Genomic DNA, 524 nt, shown 5'->3' with positions numbered 1-524 from the left:
GGGGAGGGGACGTGCTTTGCGTCTTCAACGAGGCCTATGACCGCGTCGGCATCAATCCGGATACCAACACGACCTCACCATCGGTCGCGCGCCTCGTGCGGACCGACGCCGACGCAACGCGATAGGAAGTTATCATGACACAGGAAAACGAAAGCCGGATTCCGGGCGAGCGGGCCGAAACCATCGCGGGCAGGCGGATCGACAACAATCCAACGCTGAAGCGAGGCGCCGTGGCGCTGGCAGTGGTCGCCTTTGTTGCCTTCGCCTTGTGGTCCATGAGCGGAGAAAGGACGCCGTCGGACACGACGAAGCCGGAGCGGGTGGTCATTCGCCAGACGACGAACTTCGAGCCGGCCAAGGAGAAAGTGGAACCGGTCCTGGCCCGCCCGGAAGTGAAGCTGCCGACCCCTGTCGTGACCGAGGAGGCCAAGGAACAAGACCCGCTGCTTGACTCGGCACGTCGCGCGCCCGTTATGGCTTATAGCGGCGGGCAGAAAACCGCGACATCGCGCGGGGATGCCGAA

The 524-nt window shown here is 63.9% G+C and carries 2 pseudogenes; both read left to right on the top strand.

Going from position 1 to position 524, the window contains the following annotated elements:
• Positions 1-125 (top strand): annotated as a pseudogene (locus tag EOA75_RS35490) (P-type conjugative transfer protein VirB9); the annotation flags it as partial.
• Positions 126-134: 9 nt separating this feature from the next.
• Positions 135-524 (top strand): annotated as a pseudogene (locus EOA75_RS33665) (type IV secretion system protein VirB10); the annotation flags it as partial.

It is taken from the genome of Mesorhizobium sp. M1A.F.Ca.IN.022.07.1.1 (assembly GCF_003997575.1).
Lineage (GTDB): Bacteria > Pseudomonadota > Alphaproteobacteria > Rhizobiales > Rhizobiaceae > Mesorhizobium.
The sequence above is the reverse complement of the archived record's forward strand: the minus strand, read 5'-3'. Positions and strand labels throughout refer to the sequence as shown.